This is a genomic window from Massilia sp. CCM 8734 (assembly GCF_011682155.1).
In the GTDB taxonomy this organism is placed as follows: domain Bacteria; phylum Pseudomonadota; class Gammaproteobacteria; order Burkholderiales; family Burkholderiaceae_D; genus Telluria_A; species Telluria_A rubra.
This window is the reverse complement of the sequence record NZ_WHJI01000034.1, coordinates 39,120-58,371: the sequence shown is the minus strand read 5'-3', so window position 1 is coordinate 58,371 and position 19,252 is coordinate 39,120. Positions and strand designations below refer to the sequence as shown.

Here is a 19,252-nt window from a genome sequence, read left to right as displayed (position 1 = left end):
TTGACTCAGGACGAGGTTCCGCCCAAAACCATGGCTACTACGTGCATTCGGCGCGATACTTTGAAAGCCACTCCCAAAACACGCGCTTGGTAGATCGCGACGCCCCCACCAGATGAGTTTCGCGCGCGAAAGTATCACCGGCCTAAATCGGCCACGACCTTCCTTAAGTGATAATCCTATTTATCACTCAAGCATTTATGGTGTTTTTATGCGTGAAACCGGATACCATGCCCGTCATTCCAGTTGTACAGTCGAAAAAATCAATGCGGGTATCTCCATGACAGTCATTTCCAGCCCAACGTCCGACGACGCAGCCCCTACCCTTGAACAGCTGCTCGCCTGCGGTTATGATGCGGCGATCGCCGGCGATGCCGAGGCATACTATCCGAACCTCGCGGACCAGTTGCTGGCCGCCGCTGGACAAGCCGACAGCGACGCAAGCCGCCGCGCGTTGCGCTTTCTAGTGGACCTGTGTTTCATGCGCCTCGACCCGCATGACGTAACCGATCCCTACAAGCCCGGGGCAATCCACTTTTCCGCAGACCGGCGATCATTGGTGCCAGACGACTACGACGCCGACGCCGTACAGCTGTTTGGCGACCTAGCGCCCGAAGTTAAACATCCTCTGCTGCGCGCGCGCCTCGCCGACCTCGTATGGCTACTGGGCAGCAAGAGGTACAAGTTCGCAATTCTGGCGACTGACAGCTACTGGTCGTGGGTAGGCAGGCTTGATCTGGAGCGCTGGCACGCTGGCCAGGAGGACTGTGTGAATCGCGCCATCCAGCTCGCGCAGCAAGTCCGCGACGAAGATCGCGTTGCGCTCTTCGAGGCCGCGTTGATTGCCGCATTCGACTCGGCCCCGGACGATGGCCTGCCCATTTTCTGGTTTGCAGACACCATGCTCGACTACAAGCTGGGCATGGAACGTGCAGGGCACATCGCCAGCCGTCTGGAGCGAATCGGCCACTGCCGCGCCGCTGCCAGCGACGGTCATGCCGCCCGCCTATTCTTTGGTCGTGCCGGACGCTGGTTTCGAAAAAGTAAAGACAGCGACGCGGTTGTGCGCACGGTCATCGCAACTGCCCGCAGCTACGAGCAACAGGCCGACGCCAATGCAATGCGCGTGATGGCCATCGACCTGTACGACCAAGCCATTCAGATCTGGAGAGAACTGTCGGGCCCGCAGCGCGCCCGGGTCGATGGCAACGCGCGAATTACAGCACTGCGCGTGAAGATGACGGAAGCGGGCCGCCACGCTGTCGAAGAGGAGATGCACACCGTCCGCAGTCCCGGTGTGGACGTAAGCGATCTCGCGTCGCTGACGCGCCAGCGCATGAGTGGTCTGGAAGGGATCGAGGCATTACGCACTTTCGCCGATCTTTTCGAAGGCGCTAACGAAGCCGGATTGCGCCATGACGCTGAGGAAACCTTAAACGCATCGACCACCGACAAGGTTTACGGAAGCGTGAACCTGAGCGCTGACGGTCGCCCTGTCAAGAAGGTTGATTCCGCAGGCGCGAGCGCCGCTGCGGAACTGAACGCGGTCGAGCAAAAAATGGTCACTCATTTCCTTCTTGAAGTACGAATCATCGTTCGAGGCCATATATTGCCAGCACTCGAAGTTCTCCGCTACGAGCATAATCCGCGCCGTGGCGTCTTTGTCGCCCTGGCCGCGGAATCGGCGCTCGTGCCGCGTGATCGCGTCTCCCTAGTTGCCCGTGGCCTGTACGCAGGTTTCCAGGGCGACTTCGTCCAGGCACTCCACTTTCTTTCTCCGCAACTGGAGAATATGGTGCGGTTTCATCTGCAGCGTGCCGGCGCGGATACGGCCACCCATAACCGTGCAGGAATCGTCATGGAAGATGGGTTAAGTAGTCTAGCGAAGATGCCCGAAATGGATGGCATCTTCGGCAAGGACGCAAAATTCGAAATCTGGGCGCTGTTCTGCGACAAAAGCGGTCCGAATTTCCGCAACGAGCTCGCACACGGCCTGGTGCCCGAATCGACGATCAATTCCGATTACGCGGTGTACGCGTGGTGGATGATGTTCCGGATGATTTTCAATGTTTTTTGGAATCGCCAGCGCCCTTCTCCGGAGCAGTATCGAACAACAGATGATCAAGCCGATGACGATAGCTCGGCAGATGAATCGTCACGCTAATGGCTCAAAATACAAACGTTGTCTTACCGGAGCTGCGCTACACCCGCAGCGATTTCACAGCACTGCGCGCATATTGCCTCAAGCTACCCATAGGGCGTATTGGCGATCTGTACTACAGCGATGACAGCCCTCAGATTGAGTACGGCCTGGAGCGGTATTTGGTCGAGATGCGAGACGCCTTGGTCGAGCGCGCTATCGAGATCAACCCTGGCTTCGCGGAATCCCTGACGCATGCGCGCAAGACAGGCCATGTCCCGGCGAAAATGCTTGACATCTTGGTGCAAGCGGCGGACTTGAGACCGACGCCCCCTTCCCCCGCCGACTCGGTAGCAAAGTGGTTCCGACCGCGCACCGTGAAGGCACTGCGAGCCGAAGGCGTAGCGACAATCGCCGACCTCGTCGGGATGGTAAACCGGCGCGGCGCGTCCTGGTGGCGATCGGTTCCTCGGATCGGCGTGCGGCGCGCTGCCGTGGTGCTGCGGTGGCTGCGCAACCACGAGGAGCAGCTGGGTGAAATAGTCGCGGCCACACAGCGTGCGATGTCGCCGGCCAAGCTGCGCGTTCTCGAGCCTTCCATATCGGCTGAGCTGGTCCCGCTGGGCTATTTCTATCTCCCGCCGCGGCTCGACGGACACGATGGCACCAACCGCGCCCCGGCGTTCTGCTTCATCTCCGCGCGCGACGACCTGGCGGCTATTGACTGTTACCTAGCCAGGTTCGAGGGTCAAGCCCATACCCAGCGCGCCTACCGCAAGGAACTGGAGCGCTTTGTCCTATGGTCAGTGCACGTCGCCGGCAAGCCGCTTTCCTCGCTGCTAGTAGATGAGTGCGAAGCCTACAAGCGCTTCCTCACGGCGCCACCGGAAGCATTCTGCGGCGCGCCGGCACCGCGCTCGAGCAAATTGTGGCGGCCATTCGTTCTTAAGAAAAAGGACCGCGATCCCAAGAACCGCGACAGTTCTCGCCCACCGAGGCCGTTGGCGCCGGCTTCACAAAAGTTCGCGCTGACGGTACTGCGCGCGGCCTTCGACTATTGGGTCAAGGTGCGCTACCTCGGCGGCAACCCATGGACGGTGGTCAAGGATCCAATCGTCGTGCAGGAAGTCGACAATATCCAGGTCGACCGCGCCCTGTCGCTTGAGGGCTGGAGCGCCGTCGTGGACACGCTCACCAGGCGTGGCCAGGTCGACCGGAACGTCCAGGACCGCGTGGCGCTGGCGGCGATCCTGCTGATGGGCGACTCAGGCCTGCGGCGCGAGGAAGCGGCGCGCGCGATGCGCCTGGCGCTGCGACCGAGCCAGCATGCCAGGGGCGTCTGGATTCTCACAGCCCTGGGCAAGCGCAGCAAGAAGCGCCTGGTGCCCGTCAGCCCGCGCGCCGTCGCCGCGCTGCAGGCGCACTGGCGCGATCTCGGCCTCGACTTCCTGGACCCGGCCGACGACGCGCCGCTGTTCTCGCCCGTGGTAGTCCCAGCCACGCCGGCCGCCGCCGCGCGCCATGGCGCCGGAATGGCGCGCCCCGGATACACCGCGAACGCGATCTACGCCCTGGTCAAGTCCGCGCTCTCCAGAGTGCGCAGGGAACTCGAAGCCGTCGATCCCGACAGCGAAGCGGCGCGCGTGACGGTCGAGGACATCGAGCAGCTGGCGTCGACCAGCCCGCACGCCTTCCGCCACACCTTCGGCTCGATCGCCGTCGACAAGGACATGCCCCTCAATGTCGTGCAGGAGATCCTGGGGCACGAGGATTCGGCCACGACGGCCATCTACGTGAAGGCGCGCGAAAAGCGCCTGGCGGCGGAAGCGGCCAGGTTGTACGGGGAGCCGAAAGATCCCGAACCTTGACGGTGTCGCGTGTCATGTCGTCCGGGTCGTTAGCGCCAACAAAATTGAGTTGAAGTAACGCCCAGATACTAAGCCCGGCGCCCGGCCAGTTTCGCGCGCGAAAGTCGCTTCCCAAGCGTAACGCATCATCGTTACATAACATGCGTTACGAAACGCTACCGGTCAGATCTGGACGGCAAAACATTCCTGAGAATGTTAGTCACCAGCGTCACCTTGCCACAGCCAACAAAACACTTTCCACGCTCTCGCGCGGCCTCCCGCAGTTTTCCTTCGGAAAACCTTTGGGTCGATTGGATTGTTTTTCTTCGAAAAACAATCTGAAACCAACCCCAACCCCAAAACAATGCGAAGCTAGCTGTGGACAGCCCTTCGGGCCGTGTGCACAAGCCCTGCACAGGGGATGCACAACGCTACGCGTTGCACACGCCCCTGTGCAGGGCTTGCACACACTCTGTCCACAGCAGCCGCGTGACTGCTGACCGCCACCCCGACCACCACCAATGAAAAATATTACCCCTTGAAAAGCGACCCCTAAAGTCAGAAGCGAAGGAGAAAAAGCCGGCCAAAGGGCCGGCGTGATATGAAAAGCGAAGGACAACACCCTGCAGGCTTACGCCACCTCCATACATACGGACGGACTTGTGCACTCGCTCGTCTTGCGAGCAGCGAGCATACGGGCGGCGCCAGCACTCACACCAAGGGATTTACCAACCTCAGACCAACTCATGCCCTCGGCGCGCAATTGATGGGCGTAGGCGCGTTTGGTATTGCTCTGTTCTAAATAATCGGCTCGGGGCTGCGCACCTTGTTCCGCCCGTTTTCGGGCCGCTCGCGCACGGTCTCGTCTTGCGACCTCGGCCTTGTCAATAATGGTGGCTAGCTGGGCCTGTTCGTCCGCTGTGATAGCAAGTAGGTCAATGAGTTTGCGATTGCTGTATCTATACCGGGGATCTTTTTCAATATCATTGAAAACTATCATTTTGCCTGCCGCTGAATCATTAGCCCGAGCCATAACACTTGTAACGCAACTGTCAATTTCGGCCTTGGTCCAAGTCGGCGCCACCCGGCGCGCAATGGCAACAACTTCAGCTTCCAAATCTGAAACACGCACAGCCTGGGCTAAAAACACCGCACACAAGAAAAGCGGCAAATCGCGGTTACCCTCGGGGGCGCCACGTTGCCAACCGCGTAGCGTTAGCAGTTTAATAACGTCGTGATAACGGTCCCATGCCAACTGTGTCGGGCGGAACGTGCGTAAACCACTGCTATTGTTGGGTTTTGTGCCTTGCGTGACGTTAATGTCGCTGGGGCCACGCGCCAGAAGTCGAGCAGCGTTCTCCCTCGCCCACAGCGCCTTAGTCGCGGCTGTTTCCTCGCGGGTCCATGGGAGTACTGTGTCGGCGATCACATCGAACGGGTAGCCAGTCAGGCCATTCGCAAGTGGTGTCCCCCCCTCTGTGGCCAGGGTGTTCTCCCAAATCACTCGGACCCGTTGTCCGCTTTTGCTGTTAACGGAGCCCACCACGCGCAGTACCCTGGTGGCATCGCGGCTTGCCGGATCGGCGCCGTAGGGCTTGAAGTGCTCGAACAAGGCTGTTTGAACCAGTTGCCAGCGCGGCAACGCACACTGAGGTATTGGTGTGTCGAGTATCCATTTGGCATATATGCCGCGCCCGCTATCAACGATATAGCTGGGCGGCGGAATATGTTTGTCTCGGCACTCCAATAAGACTAGCTCAGCAAAATGCTGTGCCTGGTGGCCGGCAAACCGCTTGATTTTGTAGTAGTCAAAATCGAGCCAGAGCGCTTTGATCCGACGAAGGTTTGTCAGACGCCTGGGACCGGCGAATTCCGCTTGAGAAATATAGGTATCCGGTGCCGCACCAACAGCTGATACCACCAGCGATAGCTTGTCGAGACGATGGCATGTATCTCGCCATCCGCTGCGCTTGGTCGCGTCCTCATTACAACTGAGCGTGAAATGGCCCCATTGGTCGGTATGCAGCATCGCCGCCTCGGCCAACGCCGCATCAAGGAGAGGCGCCCGCCGGTGTGGATCCAGAAGCGTGCTAGCCGTGCTGCTCGGAAGACGGCTTAGTGCCGCACCGTCTCGATTAGAGCGGCCGGCGTGATGAAGGTCTGTTTGTGTGGCGTCCTGCATGGTCCCCCTAGCCGCACTGTCCGTATGGACGAGCGAATGCTTGCGTGCGGGGGAAAAGACACATACAATGAAGGTATTGAAGTAGCTTCAGTGTATTGACTCGGGGCCACTCGCCAAAGTGAACCTAGTCTGTCCGGGCCCCGCCCGATCTCTGTTTCAGCAAAAAGGCCCGCTCGCCAAAGCGGGCTTTTTGCTGTCTATGTCGTTAATGTGCTATCTCAGAACTTGCTCCCAGTAGGTTTTCATGTCCGAAGTGATGCCACTTAGCCTGCGTCAGGCTGCAGGAGATTAAGCTGGCCGTCGCTGCCCATCCGCTGATTTCTTGAGCGGGAATAGTCATCATCGAGCACCAACGGAATTTGCCGCGTGAACCTGCCCGGCACACGATTCTTTGTAATCTCATCCTGCTCATCGAAGCTCGACACCACGTGTGTCGGGAACTCGGCCCATTTTCCGGTCCGAGTCTCATTCCAAAAAATGTCGGAGTTGATTCGATAGATATTTGATGAACCAGCTTTCAGAACGTCGAGCCACCCTTCTTCTCGAAGGTGGCGTACGGCGCGTTTGATTGTCGAGTTGCTCGACCCGGTAAGCTTCTCTAGCGACTCGTTGCTGATCATGAGAGCGTTAGTCTTTGTCATCTTCGATACCATCAACATGAGGATCTTGAACGCCGAGGCATTTTGCTTGGCGAGATCAATAGTCTCTTCCATGTAGATTTTGCTCATCCGGACAATCTCGGAATCGTCCACGTCTCTCTTCAGCCTAGCAATTTCCTTGTGGGCGTTATCAAGCATCGCCTCCCAGTTAGGCTGTTGTGTCTTGTCGGTAGTCATGTTCATACCCTTCCGTGCTACAGAAAAGTTTCGTGTAGGGCAATATACATCAAAGAAATGCCCCCTGCAAGGTCAAAATTGAACGAAATTTCGATTTTTTGACCCGAAGTAGGTCGCAGATGACCTGTCTACAGGTCATGTTTTAGGAGAAAGGCCTGAAGAAAAAAACGCCCCGCGAGCAGGCAGGGCGTTTTCACTACTTCCCATACTGAGCTTTAGGAGCGTATGGATGCTGAAAGCATAGCATGCGGCAGGATCGAGATCCAGCGCGTTTCAATTTTCCAGTGAGTGCTCGGCCGACGCGATCGCCCGTGCGATCTTCACAAGAGCGGCTTGCCGGAGCCCTGTGTCGGCTTGCAACGAGAATGCTTTGGCAAAGCGCTCGATGTCAACGGCTAGTGTATGCGGCAATTCCAGCTCCAACTCGAGCAAGCCCGTGTTCAGTTTTGATCTCGCGTATTCTTTGCGTATTGTTTCGACAGCCAAGTGGACTCTCTGCTTGCTGACATTGTACTGGCTTGCAACCTCGGTCAGGGTTCGCCGCTCGACCAGGAAACCCTTGGCCATCATCCGGGCGTCGGGGCCCATCTCGGTCTTGTTGGCCAGCTGGTCGAAGTCATCGGGAGTGAGTCGGGTCAATTTCATATTTTTACCAATCAGTGTTGGCGGCCGACAGCCAGCGCATGGCCCCAGCCGCCTCCGACTCTTAAAATTTCCACCCTTCCGGCTTGGCCGGCACCGGCGTGTCACGCGTGGCCGGGTCGTCGATCGCGCAGCCCGGATGCAATTGCGTCCAGAGTACTGCCGGCGTGGTGCCCTTCAGTTCGACTTGCAGCCGCTTGAGATAAGCATTTGTCCGTTCCGGGCCAAGGCGTTCGAGCATCGGCAGCGCCATATCCAGGAAACCCGTCCAAAGGACCCATTCCCCGTCTTCTGGAGAATGATTTAGGTCAAACATCAGCTCTTGGATCTTCTGGAAGCACGATTCATTGTCCCGGCCATAGTCGAACAGCTCTTCCCGCAGCCCGTACAGTCGTTCCCCTTTTTCCGTCCTCTCGCGCGCAGCGGCCTCCGCAGCGTCCACATGCGGCGTCCTCTTGGGCGCCACATTAAGCTTGGTGACGTTTGCCGTCGTGCCCTGGTTCGCCGTGGTCTTGGTCACTGGATCCAGGCGAGTTTCATGCAATATCACGACCTCTGCTTTGGCCGACGCTGCGCTATCGGTCTCGCCGGCTACTTCGGCCGCCTGCTCAGCTGCGGCCGTCACTTGCGCCTGGCGCTGATCCTGCTCCTTACGCTGCAGTTCCATCATATTCAGCCGACTACGCACTGTGTCGCGGTGCAACGATTCGCCGCGTTCGAGCTGCTGGCGGTATTCACGAGCAATACCGATGTCGAGATGTTCGATCTTGTTGATCGAAATCAGAATTTCGAGGTCGCCGCACAGTTCGTCCACGAGGATTGAGAGGGTGACCGGAAGGTAACGCTTCACGCCAACGCGTTTGCTGATCCAGCCTTCGCTCTCGACCTTCCAAATCTTCATCGCCTCTTTGACGCCGAATACGTCTACATCGTGAATAACGCCCATCGCACGCTCGTACGGTGTCAGATCATCACGAATCTCGTTTTCCGCGACCTGCATTGCACGCATTTCAACTTCGGTAAGCCCGCGTTTGATGCGAACTGGTATTTCAGTCAAGCCAGCTAGCGGCGCAGCACGGAATCGGCGCTCCCCAATAATCAGACGATACCTGCCATCGGACTCTTCGTGAACCACGACTGGTTGCAAGATACCATTAATGCGGAAGTCATCTGCCAGCTGATCCAGATTCCTGAAAATCGTTCGTACCTGGGCGACCGCGTAAATTTTTTCGATTTTGATGAAAGCATCGGCCTTTGTGGCGGTCTTGGCCACATCGGAGAGCTTACTCAAGTTTCCCAAAGGAGAAGGTTTTGTCATGATAGTGTCTCCGGCTAATTATTGATGCGCCACGTGGTTGAGAATGGCATTGCACGCGGCCTTCATCTCTACTGCAGCCACTCCCTTGTTTTCGCCACGATTTCCCTGCCATACCGGCTTACGGATGGCAAGCCGTGTCGCGGCGCGCTCATAGATAATATCCTTCATGACCAGGTCCCCAACACTGTCACGCAGCGCTGCGAGGGCCTTGCGGTCGTGCGCGCTCGACTTGTCCATCTTGTTGATCTGGATGCCCATAATCTTCAGATCGCTATTCCACTCCATGTCGCGCACGCGCTCAATGTCCTGGAATAGGGCGGCCAAGCCGTCGGTCGCATCCTCGTCAAGGGTGCAGGGAGAAATCACGAAGTTCGCCGCTGCTAGGGCGGCGTAAAGCAGTTTGCCTTGTGATGGCGGCGTGTCAATGATGCACACGTCGTATTGGTCTGCGAACTTTCCGAGCGACAACCGCGGCTGCGGGATAGCGTCGAGCGAATAGTCGGCAATATCGACCAGTTCGGCGTCAGCCGCGATCAGGCTTGCGTATTCGTTCACCGGCATTGGCTGGGCCTTGCTGTCCTTGTGGAACAATCTTGCCGTGGTGAGCCAGCCTGCATCCGAGACTTGGCCAGGTTCGGTGATGTCCAAAGTCGGATTAGCCGATTTAGCCAGGTGCAGCAGTGTCTTGGTGGTATTGGCTTGGGGGTCGAAGTCAATCACCAGTGTGCGCAGCTTCATTTCCAGCGCCCGGAAAATTAGATGACGGGATACGCTTGTTTTGCCCACGCCACCCTTTTGATTGGCCAACACATAGCTGATCATCTTGAGCACTAAAGCGCTCGGTTGAATGTTCTTCATCGTGCTTGCTCCTAAAGCTGTTCATAAGGTCTTGCCACGACCGCCCTGCTCGGGGTTGGGCAAGAAAAATCGGCCACCTGTCGCGACCTGTACGTAATATACCAATTTATCTATTGACGGTCAATATGCGAAACAGCCAATTTTCGCGGCGGAGCGCTGCGTGTGTCGAGTGCATTGTCGGCGCCTCGCAGTCTGCCGCCATAGCCGCGAAACGGATCACATGCTCAGGCGATCTGAGAACCCGGTATTGCGCGTCAACCACGCCATTGGCCCGTACCCACTGGTTCCGAGCGAAGCTTCTTTCCAGCCCAACGGTCGTGTTCGAACTTGGGAAGCGGTCGGCTCCGGCCACTAAGGATGCCCAAGAGGCCCAAACTCTATCTCGTCAAACCTGGTGTGTCGTCCCGTCAGCGCTCTGCGCTCCATCACGAGTTCGCGCTCGAGCAGATCCGGGTGACGTTCGGCCAGCCAGTACAGATCCCACTCTTTGCTCGCGGGACAGTAGAAGCCCGAAATCATAGTCGACACCAAGAGGGGAGGGCGCTCTGACTTTCGCGCGCGAAAGCGACGACATCTTCAATCTACAGATCATTGTTCGACATTTACAGTTACCAAAGCAAAAGACCTTCTATATCCTCCAATGTGTTATCTTCTCAATAACAACAAGTTACAATAAGTCATTATCCATTATGCATGATTAGTTGATGTATATTGCGCAAAGGATGCTCCCATGAAACAATCAAAATCCGCTGTTAGTTTCTTTGCAATGTTCGCGTCGGGTTTCGTCCTGGCATCTGGATCGCCCGTGCTTGAAATCCGTGGAAACATTGCCGCACAGCCAAATTCATTAAAGGTATACACATTGAGCGCCAATCAACTCTTGGCAATGCCCCAGAGCAGTATCACAACCGCGACGACGTGGACACCGGTGTCAAAATTCACTGGAGTAAAGATGGAGGAGATCATGCGGCTTACCGGCGCCAAAGGTGAATACGCCCATGTCTACGCGCTTGATGATTACTCCGTTCGGATCCCCGTTGCTGACTTCAAGCGCTATGGCGTCGTCCTTGCACACTCCATGAACGGGCGACCTCTAGAGTCAAACAGATTTGGGCCGTACTTTCTTATCTATCCAAAAGATAAGCATTCCAAGGAACTGAACACCCCAACGTCGGAGGCGAAATTTGTCTGGCAGGTCAATCGCATCGTGTTTCAATGATTCGACTCATTCGCGAAAACTGGTCGAAATTTGCAGCCTTTTCCGCCGTTGCGGCCGTCGCGACCACCGGGATGGCCTATTACAGCCATGGTCTGTTGGTGTCGCCGGCGCAGTTAGACGCCACGACTGGGCCTAACGAAGGATATTATTGGACTGTGGCGCAGTACCAGATCCAATTCGAGCGCCTCGACAACCAGATTGTCCGTTATGCCACTGGTATGGATCGCAATGTCGAGGCGCTCAAGCTACGCCATCACGTCCTGCAGTCGAAGTTTCACGTACTGTCGTCGCAATCCATGCTGACCGACTTTTTCGTCCAGGGCGTTCCGGTATATCGCGAATCCGTCGGGAAACTGGGAACCTTCATGGACCATGTTGACAAGGATTTGGAGGGGTTGTCAAAGCAACCCGAGCTGGTAGGGCGCCTCGTCGGCCGTTTCGATGAAATGCGTGAAACGGTAAATGAGCTTTCAAACGCGGTGCGCTTCGCAGAGATGAGGCACCGTGAAGCAACTCTGGAGGACTTTACTGCTAAGCGCAGTAAGCTGTTTGCATTCGTCATGGTTTTATGGGGAATGTTTATCGTTGGCATTGGTCTGTACATGCTTAACTATTTTCGTGCCAAGTACTTGATCTCGCAAAATGAGGCATCGATTTTGGCCGAGCGTAAGGCTGAGGCGGCGCTTGCCGACGCGATCTTTACGAAGAACACCATCCTTGGCACAATCAGCCACGAACTCAAAACGCCGTTGCAGACAATTATTTCGTCCATCGACCTTATGGTCCAGCGAATGGTGAGCACGCGTGACTTGGAGGTCGTCGAGCGCCTTACCAGTGCTGCGGCCCGTCTCGAGGCTCAAATGGAGGATCTAACCGATTACGCGAGGCTAGGCGCTGGCAGGCTGGATTTGCGGCGCGTGGTATTCGACCCTGGTGAGCTGCTGGAACGCGTGGTTGACGAATTCAAGGGGCAGGCAGTAAATGGCGGCCTCGATCTCGTCTTGCGTCGTAAAAAGACTGTGCTCCAAGTTGCGTCAGACGCACGCCGCTTCGAGCAAATCGCGACTAATCTCATCACCAACGCGATCAAGTACACCCCGACTGGTCGCATCCAGGTCTCGTTGGATCTTGTAACCAGGAACGGCAACGAGCTCCATCTCGTCGTCGAGGATACCGGTCCTGGTATCAGCCCAGACAAAATTCCATTCCTATTCGAGCCATTCACACAGCTGGATCAAAGCCGAACCAGAAAGTACGACGGCGCCGGCATGGGCCTGGCCATTGTCCAGCGGCTGGTTGACTTGTTTGGGGGGAAGATCGATGTGCACTCAATCATCGGGCGCGGCACGCGTTTCGAAGTCGTTCTGCCGGTCGAAGTAATCTCCGGCGGTGTTCCTGGGCCCGAGATCCCCCGTATGAATATCCCCGGTCATCATCGGATATTGCTTGTTGACGACAACGCAGAGGTACGGGTGTCTGTTAAGGATGTACTCACTGAACTTGCGTACGTGTGCGACGTGGCCGACAGCGGCAAAGTAGCCTTACAAAAGCTGGCAACCCATTCGTATGATGCCATTCTCTTGGACATCAGCATGCCTGGTATGGACGGGTTCGAAGTCGCGGCAGCGGTCCGAGCCACTTCAGGCAAGAACCAACACATTCCCATTGTTGCTCTAAGCGCCTATTCTCCCGATGTGGCTCATCCGGAGCAGCGTGTTCCTTTCTCGGCACATCTCGCTAAACCTGTTCGTATGGGTACGCTACGCAATATAATGGACGATGTTTTGGGAAGAGGGATCTAAATGAGTTCACCAGTCGTCCTGGTAACAGGCGGTAGTAAGCGTACCGGCCGCGTCATCGCCGAAAGTTTCGCCGCGCTTGGCTACGATATCGTCGTTCACTACAATACGTCCATCGTGGAGGCCGACGCTACCGTAAAGGCGCTCGCCGTCAACGGTCGCCGCGCGGTCGCGATCGGAGCGGACCTTGGCGACGAGTCCCAGATCCGCTCGCTCGTCGGACGCGTCTATGAACAATTCGATCGCCTTGATGTATTGGTAAACTGCGCTTCGTCCTACTTCCAGGACAACCTGGAAGACTTCCGGGTCGACAACCTCGACTTAGCGTGGCGCATCAACTGCCGCGCGCCCATTTTGCTTACACAGGCCTTCTATCAACATGCCAAATCCCGCGGACAGACCGGAGCGGTCGTCAATATCGTTGATCAGAAGGTCCGGGACAATTTCCACCCTGACGACTTCAGCTACACAGTCGGTAAGGTAGGAATTGGCTACATGACGAAAATGCTTGCCGTCTCCGCGATGGGGGTGTTGCGTGTGAACGCAGTCTACCCCGGATTGATGAGTCAGAGCGGTGATCAGACTCCCGAGGATTTTGCATATGCCAGCAAGGTCTCCAACTTACTCGGCTATGTCGCCGGGCCGGAGGATTTGGCAAATGCTGTTGTGCTGCTTGCGACGGTCCAGTCTTTCGTGGGTACCGACTTCGTTGTCGACGCAGGCCAGAATCTTATTCCCGTTACCAACGACGTGGTCACCCTTCATCGCGCACCCAGATAGCCGGACCTGATCAAGCGCCGAACGCCTTGTGCAGTTCTGCCGTAAGAGTTTGATTCAGGCGAATCGGCTTCTCGCGTATCTGTACGTCAAGCTGGGTAATCACCCTTGCTAATTCATCCTCATCGGCCAAGCCGCTTGCTACCTCGCCCGTCAACAGGAAAATTGGGGCCGCCGGGCTGGCCGAGTAGCGGATTTGCTTAATTAGTCCCTCTGCCGTGCGGTGGCCGAGTATCCAGTCGAGAATGTAGCCGTCGAACGTGCCACCTTCATGCAGGACCCGTTCAATTGACGTCGTGTTGTAAAAAGCCGTCGCCTTGAATCCGCTCTCATTGAGGAAATCGCGCATATTGTCAGCAAACCCCTGTTCGTCATCAACGACCGCCACCGTCGGCACTTGTGGCTGTTTCAACACGATCTCCAACTTATTCACTTTGTAGCGCACTACGTTGTTTGGGCAATTTGCCGTCTCGACGACACGCCATAGCCTGTTTTCCTGATAGGCGACGAAGTCCATACGTCGTGTCGCATGGAGCTGTTCCCCCACCCACATAATGCAGGGGTACTCGTGCAGTCTGGCCGCCGCCACGAACAAGCCTTTGGTCATCATTCCCACTGTCTGGCTCTCGTTTCCTGCACCCTCTCCAAGACCAATGGACGCGAGCGTTTCCCCGAAGAACTCGGCCACTACTTGCAATTGAGAAATTGTCCAGTCCGCGCCGATATTGAGTTTCCGGTGCGCGTGCGAATAGCTAAGATTGAGGATTTCGGCAAGCTTTTTGCTCTGCTGGCGTTCAGGCACCTGTTTGCGATGCATTAGATCTTTGACGGCCGCCGCGATCGACTGAGAACTGGCACCTTGTTCGGATGAGTGCATATATTTGTCCAAGGGAGATTGTGAAATCAAACCGCGACATTGTGACCGCTATCGGTCACTTTCGCGCGCGAAACTTTGGTCATTGCTACATTTTTTAGACAATTTTAGCAATTTTCATCGTATTTACGAGACACAAATTTCCATAGGACGCAAGCTTGTTGATTTTGGTTGCTTCTGATGCGAACATTGGTGCTAAAGTCACACACATGAATAGGATGCAAGCACAAACAGTCTAGCGCCGAAAGCCACAGTTGCGGTTTTTGCTTGAATCCCGCATCGCATTCCGCGATTGCCATTTGCAAAGGAGAAAAAACATGACAGGGTGTTCCAATCGCCCAAGGCGGCGAGCATGACGAGCTACCGCTTCGGCGATGAGATCGTCGATAAGGAAAGCGGGGACTTTGAGCGGATCCTGGCCTCCGTCTACAAGAGCAAGGATCGTCCGGTCTGCCTGTGTCGACCTAAGGGCATAGAGATGTACGTTGTCCACATCGGCGAAAAGTTCTACATCAAGCGCATGCCCGACACGGGGGGCGACCATGATGCCGCCTGCGCTTCGTATGAGCCGCCCGTTGAATTGACCGGCCTCGGCGAAGTGATGGGTTCGGCCATTGTCGAGAGTGCAGACCTCGGCACCACTGCGCTCAAATTGGACTTCTCATTGAAGAAGATGGCCGGCAAGAGCGCACCCGAACCAGGGGAGGGCGGGGCTGACAGTGTCCGCACCGACGGCAGCAAGTTGACGCTGCGCGGCCTGCTGCACTATTTGTGGGAGGAAGCCGGATTCCAACGCTGGTCGCCGTCAATGGGCAACAAGCGCAACTGGGGGGTCATTAGGAAGTACCTACTTCTCGCGGCTGAGCACAAAAGCACCAAGGGTGCGAACCTGTCCGACATTCTGTATATTCCTGAGCCCTTCGTCCTTGATCGCAAGGATGCCATCGCCCAAGCTCGCGCCGCTCAGATGGCGCTTGTTGCGCAGACCGCAGGCCAAACTGGACCGCGCAAGCTCATGCTTCTCATTGGTGAAGTGAAGGCTATCAATCCATCGCGGTACGGGCACAAGTTGGTCGTCAAACACTTGCCTGATTTCGCTTTCATGCTCAACGAGGACCTGCACAAGCGGCTCAACAAACGCTTCGAAACGGAGCTTAGCCTGTGGGACGCCATTGAGGGGGTTCACCTGGTCGCGGTAGCGACATTCGGCGTAAACAAGGCCGGCGTGGCGACCGTCGAAGAAATGGCGTTGATGGCCACCACTGACAACTGGATCCCGTTCGAGAACCGATCCGATAAGACGCTGCTCGACACGCTCACGCGTGATGGCCGACGCTTCCTCAAGGGCATGCGCTACAACCTGGCCGCGACCCGCCCCTTAGCAACTGTCGTATTGACCGACACCCCGACGCCAACGGCGCTGTACATCCATCAGTCTGGCGGCGACGACTATGACGAGGCGCTTGACGGACTAATTAGGGACAGCAAAATGGAGTCTTGGGTATGGCATCCAGAACAGGGAGAAATGCCCGCGATCCCGAGGCAATAGCGCTTCATGGCTGCAATTCGGCGGTATAGATATCCGGATCAGCCACGCTTATCCCCTTAAGCAACTGGTTATCAAGCTCCAGAACACGAGGCGCAGCAACCGAAACGACATGCTAGCGCAGTTCAAGGAAGTCGCCGCGCGCATCCAGCAGGGCGCAAAAGATTCCGACGCTCCCAGCCAGGCGGCGCGTGGCTTGTATGGCTGGGCTGATAGTGGAATCCATTAAGTCCATTTGAGAGCGCGAAGCTGCGCCATGCTCGGTGCGCGGCCGATCGCATTAGACGCTAGCCAGTGTCATTCAGTCCATGCGTTGCGGACAGGTTCCCTCAAGGCGGCGGGTGCCTTTGCAGTCCGGGTAATTCGCACATCCGAGAAAATGCTCGCCCCGTCGCGGCCCCGTCCTGGCCTCGCGGCGGATCATTTGCCGGCCGCACGACGGGCAAACGCAACGGTCCTCAGCCCCCACTGCACTGCCTGCCTCTGACGCACCGCCGGCACGGCCGGGCGGCGCAAGCTGCAGGCCATCGGCCAGCCTCAGCACCGCCATGCCGTCGATCAAGGTAATGTTCGCCCGTTGCGCGAATGCACGTGCATCTTTGGTGAACACGCCGCAGGTAACGACGATGCCGGCGTCGGCACCTTCCAAGGCGATCACGCCCAGCAGCTCGCGCACGACGCCAACGGCGACCTGCCGGGTTTTCCAATGCTTGCATTGAACGAGCACGACTTGCCGGCGCCTGCGCAGGATGATGTCGACCCCGCCGTCGGCGCCGTCGCCGCCCACCCTTTCCGCCCTGAATCCTTGGCTTTCAAACACCCGCCGCATCAGGATTTCAAACTCACGCCAGTTCATGGCCCGCAAGGCGTCGATGCCGCGCAGCTTGCGCACCAGTCGGCGCTCCCGCCATGCGCGCCACAGCGCACCGGGTAGCGGCACGAGCAGCAGAAGCGCTACCAACGGCGCCGCGGCCGTCCCCAGCCCAGCCAGCGGCGCCAGTGCCTGCTGCCCGCTCAGCGCGTAAGGCAAGACACTACCGAGCGTGTAGTAGCAGGCTACCGCCAATGCCAAAAGGTACTTGGCACGCAGCCTGAAAGGCCACGCATATTGTCCCCGGCGCGATCTGTGCAGTTTCATGACGACCTCCGTCGCTAATCCTGCGCGCCCTTGCCGCGGCCGTGGTTCAGCCGCCTGCGTGCGAGCCGTTCCGCGATGTTGAGCATCAGGCGCGCCGTAGGTACGGCCAGCAGACCGCCAAGCAGAAAGATCGCGTCGATCCACACGAGCCAGCGCGCGTGCTCGTATGCCTCGTTGGGGAACAGCGCCGGCATGACAAAGGCGAATATCACCGCCCCGACTGCCGTACTAACAAATGTGGGCGTGAGCTTGGCCAACGCGCTGGCCTCCGCCGGCTTTGTCCAGCACCGTCGCCCCAGTTCGACTGCCGATGCGGCGACCGCCACTAGTGCGGGCCACACAAACCCTGGCACGGCATTGAACTCGCCGTACACCAGCCCGACCGCTGCGACGGTCCCGCACAGCAGTCCCGTCGCCTGTGTCACGTCGCTTACGCCGACCTTTTCTTGGATGCCTACTGTCATTTGTGCCCCTTTGGGAAACATTCATCATGAATAAAACTTTCGTTCTCACGATAGTACATAAGTCAACAGTTTTCGTCACACGGAAGTTAATTGTATTATTTTTAATCATAAATCCGATTTCTTCCTTGACGCGGAAGTTTTCTTGCCGAAAAATAGCGTGTGAAGCAAGTTATACCAAAGCGCGACGAATACGGTTCCTGTAGGAAATAGGAGAAATAGCATGTGTTGGATGCGTGAAGAAGGCTTCCCAAGTGGCCGCGCAGGTGTACACGGGTTATTGAGCCATCTAGTGGTTGCTACCTTTGCGTTGTCATTGACAGCGTCCGTTTCCGCTGGTCAGCGGGTCGCGACGTGCTTCGAGGAAGCAAGCGCACTTTTTGGACACGCCAATCCGAACGTGCTGCGCGCTTTCGCCTTGCAGGAGTCGAGCGGCATGTGCACTCGGCGCCACCCTGTCAATACAGATGGCTCTTACGACATCGGCTGCATGGGCATCAACAGCGGCTGGTTGCCTAAGCTGCAACGGCAGTTCGGCATTACCGAGCAGGACCTGTATGACCCATGCACCAACGTTCACGTCGGCGCCTGGATTCATGCAAGGAACGTTCGCCAGTACGGCGACAACTGGCGCGCGATCGGCGCCTTCAACGCCCGCAGTGAACACAAACGGATTGCATACGCATGGAAAATCAATTCACAACTGAACGCGCTCCGGTAGCTCTGCTCCTGGCCTCGCTCTTGACCGCCTGCACCACTGCGCCAACGGCGCCACCGGCGCCGGCCGCGCCGCTTAGGGCCGCGCAACTTTCGATCACGCAGGCGGGCTTCGGTCCTACGGCGCGGTACGTGTACTGCGAGCAAAGTGCGTGCCCTTCGCCGACCGCGAAAACACCGATGCCTGTCGTTGCATCGCTTCCTGCGAAGGCGAACGTCTTCTATCCCAAACGCCTGATAGCCCTGGAAATCGGGTTCCCGTTCAATTCGCCTCGCATCAGCAAGGTAGATAAAAAGTTGCTCGCCGAAGCTGCGTCGTTGTATGCAGGCGGCGACATTGAAATCATTGCCCGATCCGACTTCGTCGGCCCCACAGGTGGCCAGAAGAAAGTCGCGGACGCGCGCGCCAAAGCGATGCGCGCCATCGTGGCGAAACAAACTCAAGACGCTCAGATCACCGAGCGTCGCGAGGTAGCCCGACCCACACGTGTTTCTGAGGCCGAACAGGCACAGCAGCGTAAGGGCACGGTTCGTTTCACCCATCCCATTGACGTTCAATTGAAAGGAACACCAAAGTGAATTCTGTACTCTCCCCCAACGTCTTGCCAAACCGCAAGACCATCATCATCGCCTCGCTCGTTTTCTTGTCGGTTATCGCCATGATGACGGCGGCTAAGGCCGGCGTCACAGGTACGGAATTCCAGGCGACGTACGACCTGATCGTGGGCTGGGCAAAAGGCTACCTGGGCAAGATCTTTGCCGTGGCGGCTTTCCTGATCGGCGCCGGCTTTTCCGCGGCGCGCCAGAACCCGATGCCGGCCATCTTCGGCCTGGTCCTTGCGCTCATCATCGGTTTCGGCCCAGGCCTGATCGAGTCGATCCTCACAGCCACCGTCTAAAG

General features: G+C 57.2%; 17 protein-coding genes. 9 read left to right on the top strand and 8 right to left on the bottom strand.

Going from position 1 to position 19,252, the window contains the following annotated elements; genetic code table 11:
- The first annotated feature begins 277 nt into the window (after nucleotides 1-277).
- Together F2P46_RS25705 and F2P46_RS25700 are read left to right on the top strand one after the other, a co-directional pair.
- Entirely contained in the window at nucleotides 278-2,161 is a 1,884-nt protein-coding gene (locus F2P46_RS25705; protein ID WP_166895613.1) for a DUF4209 domain-containing protein, read from the top strand.
- Nucleotides 2,161-4,005 carry a phage integrase family protein gene (locus tag F2P46_RS25700; protein WP_166895612.1) on the top strand — a complete coding sequence of 615 codons (1,845 nt, stop codon included), beginning with the start codon at nucleotides 2,161-2,163 and terminating at the stop codon, nucleotides 4,003-4,005. The genes F2P46_RS25705 and F2P46_RS25700 overlap by 1 nt, the downstream gene beginning before the upstream one ends.
- A gap of 610 nt (nucleotides 4,006-4,615) precedes the next feature.
- On the opposite strand, the gene F2P46_RS25695 is transcribed toward F2P46_RS25700, so the two are convergent.
- The 5 genes from F2P46_RS25695 to F2P46_RS25675 all read right to left on the bottom strand — a co-directional run bounded on the left by F2P46_RS25695 (nucleotide 4,616) and on the right by F2P46_RS25675 (nucleotide 9,820).
- Nucleotides 4,616-6,013 (bottom strand): hypothetical protein, encoded by a 1,398-nt coding sequence (locus tag F2P46_RS25695; protein ID WP_166895611.1) that lies wholly within the window; start codon nucleotides 6,011-6,013, stop codon nucleotides 4,616-4,618.
- Between the two features lie 416 nt (nucleotides 6,014-6,429).
- The gene (locus F2P46_RS25690; protein WP_166895609.1) at nucleotides 6,430-7,008 is read right to left on the bottom strand and encodes a helix-turn-helix domain-containing protein; all 579 of its coding nucleotides are present in this window, start codon (nucleotides 7,006-7,008) and stop codon (nucleotides 6,430-6,432) included.
- A gap of 267 nt (nucleotides 7,009-7,275) precedes the next feature.
- A complete protein-coding gene (locus tag F2P46_RS25685; protein WP_166895607.1) occupies nucleotides 7,276-7,647 on the bottom strand; it encodes a TrfB-related DNA-binding protein in 372 nt (123 codons plus the stop codon).
- Between the two features lie 61 nt (nucleotides 7,648-7,708).
- Complete coding sequence (locus F2P46_RS25680) at nucleotides 7,709-8,962, bottom strand: ParB/RepB/Spo0J family partition protein (RefSeq protein WP_166895605.1); 1,254 nt, start codon at nucleotides 8,960-8,962, stop codon at nucleotides 7,709-7,711.
- Between the two features lie 18 nt (nucleotides 8,963-8,980).
- Entirely contained in the window at nucleotides 8,981-9,820 is an 840-nt protein-coding gene (locus F2P46_RS25675) for a ParA family protein (protein WP_166895604.1), read from the bottom strand.
- 730 nt (nucleotides 9,821-10,550) lie between these two features.
- Between F2P46_RS25675 and F2P46_RS25670 the strand changes: the two genes are divergently transcribed.
- From F2P46_RS25670 to F2P46_RS25660, 3 genes are read left to right on the top strand one after another with little or no spacing between them, the layout of a single operon-like run.
- On the top strand, nucleotides 10,551-11,039 hold the full coding sequence (locus F2P46_RS25670) for a molybdopterin-dependent oxidoreductase (protein ID WP_166895602.1): 489 nt from the start codon (nucleotides 10,551-10,553) through the stop codon (nucleotides 11,037-11,039).
- Nucleotides 11,036-12,841, top strand: coding sequence for a hybrid sensor histidine kinase/response regulator (locus tag F2P46_RS25665; RefSeq protein WP_166895600.1), 1,806 nt, complete (start codon nucleotides 11,036-11,038; stop codon nucleotides 12,839-12,841). The genes F2P46_RS25670 and F2P46_RS25665 overlap by 4 nt, the downstream gene beginning before the upstream one ends.
- Complete coding sequence (locus tag F2P46_RS25660) at nucleotides 12,842-13,618, top strand: SDR family oxidoreductase (protein ID WP_166895598.1); 777 nt, start codon at nucleotides 12,842-12,844, stop codon at nucleotides 13,616-13,618. It begins immediately after the preceding gene.
- A gap of 10 nt (nucleotides 13,619-13,628) precedes the next feature.
- Here F2P46_RS25660 and F2P46_RS25655 read toward each other — a convergent pair whose 3' ends face one another.
- Nucleotides 13,629-14,492 (bottom strand): helix-turn-helix domain-containing protein, encoded by an 864-nt coding sequence (locus F2P46_RS25655; RefSeq protein ID WP_166895596.1) that lies wholly within the window; start codon nucleotides 14,490-14,492, stop codon nucleotides 13,629-13,631.
- A 349-nt stretch (nucleotides 14,493-14,841) separates the two neighbouring features.
- Between F2P46_RS25655 and F2P46_RS25650 the strand changes: the two genes are divergently transcribed.
- On the top strand, nucleotides 14,842-16,038 hold the full coding sequence (locus F2P46_RS25650; protein ID WP_166895594.1) for a DUF1173 domain-containing protein: 1,197 nt from the start codon (nucleotides 14,842-14,844) through the stop codon (nucleotides 16,036-16,038).
- A 298-nt stretch (nucleotides 16,039-16,336) separates the two neighbouring features.
- On the opposite strand, the gene F2P46_RS25645 is transcribed toward F2P46_RS25650, so the two are convergent.
- Together F2P46_RS25645 and F2P46_RS25640 are read right to left on the bottom strand one after the other, a co-directional pair.
- The gene (locus tag F2P46_RS25645; protein ID WP_166895592.1) at nucleotides 16,337-17,173 is read right to left on the bottom strand and encodes a restriction endonuclease; all 837 of its coding nucleotides are present in this window, start codon (nucleotides 17,171-17,173) and stop codon (nucleotides 16,337-16,339) included.
- 14 nt (nucleotides 17,174-17,187) lie between these two features.
- A complete protein-coding gene (locus F2P46_RS25640; RefSeq protein ID WP_166895590.1) occupies nucleotides 17,188-17,637 on the bottom strand; it encodes a hypothetical protein in 450 nt (149 codons plus the stop codon).
- Between the two features lie 220 nt (nucleotides 17,638-17,857).
- On the opposite strand from F2P46_RS25640, the gene F2P46_RS25635 reads away from it, so the two are divergent.
- From F2P46_RS25635 to traA, 3 genes are read left to right on the top strand one after another with little or no spacing between them, the layout of a single operon-like run.
- Complete coding sequence (locus F2P46_RS25635; RefSeq protein WP_166895588.1) at nucleotides 17,858-18,355, top strand: lytic transglycosylase domain-containing protein; 498 nt, start codon at nucleotides 17,858-17,860, stop codon at nucleotides 18,353-18,355.
- Complete coding sequence (locus F2P46_RS25630; RefSeq protein WP_166895586.1) at nucleotides 18,319-18,930, top strand: hypothetical protein; 612 nt, start codon at nucleotides 18,319-18,321, stop codon at nucleotides 18,928-18,930. The genes F2P46_RS25635 and F2P46_RS25630 overlap by 37 nt, the downstream gene beginning before the upstream one ends.
- The gene (gene traA, locus F2P46_RS25625; RefSeq protein WP_166895584.1) at nucleotides 18,927-19,250 is read left to right on the top strand and encodes a TraA family conjugative transfer protein; all 324 of its coding nucleotides are present in this window, start codon (nucleotides 18,927-18,929) and stop codon (nucleotides 19,248-19,250) included. The genes F2P46_RS25630 and traA overlap by 4 nt, the downstream gene beginning before the upstream one ends.
- Nucleotides 19,251-19,252 lie beyond the last annotated feature (2 nt).